The sequence below is a fragment of the Anoxybacillus thermarum genome, from assembly GCF_000836725.1.
Taxonomy (GTDB): Bacteria; Bacillota; Bacilli; order Bacillales; family Anoxybacillaceae; genus Anoxybacillus; species Anoxybacillus thermarum.
On the sequence record NZ_JXTH01000148.1, the window covers coordinates 1 to 666 of the forward strand.

The 666-nt window shown below is 58.7% G+C and carries 1 pseudogene; it reads left to right on the plus strand.

The window, feature by feature from the left end:
* Positions 1–666 (plus strand): annotated as a pseudogene (locus LH47_RS14850) (ISLre2-like element ISGsp3 family transposase); the annotation flags it as partial.

Genomic DNA, 666 nt, shown 5'->3' on the forward strand with positions numbered 1-666 from the left:
GGAGATTGATCAACAACTGGCGGAAGCGCGGGACAAGCGCCGGTATCAGCTGAAAGACAAACGGCCGACCACGATCCAAACGCTGTTTGGAGAAGTGACGTTTCGACGGAACTACTACTATGATCGGCAGGCGGGGGCGTATACCTTCTTGCTGGATGCCGAACTGGGCTTTGATGGAGCGCAGTCGATCAGCCCTTGCCTCGAGGAAACGGCGGTCGAGTTGGCCGTAGAGTGCTCTTCCTACCGCAAAGCGGCCCGTACGTTGGAGTCGATCGTGGGGTATGCGGTCCTAAGCCACGAGGCGATTCGCCAACTGGTGCTGGAGGCCCCTGTCTCGCTGCACCATCCTGTTTCCCAACGGCACGGCCGAGTGCTGTTTGTGGAGGCGGATGGGCTGTTCATTTCCCGCCAGGGGAAAGGGAAACGGGCGAAAGAAGAGAAAATCCTGGCGGGTCACGAGGGATGGAAACGAAACGGTTCGCAGCTCGAGCTCGTGAACCGGGGCCACTACCTCCATGAAGGGGCGGGAGACGTGTGGGAACGGTTTGAAGAGTGGCTGATGAACGAATATGCCTATGACCCGTGCCGGGACCTTTTGATCATCAACTGCGACGCGGCGTCGTGGATCACTGCCTGCCGGGAGTATTTTGGAAAGCGAGCCTGCTT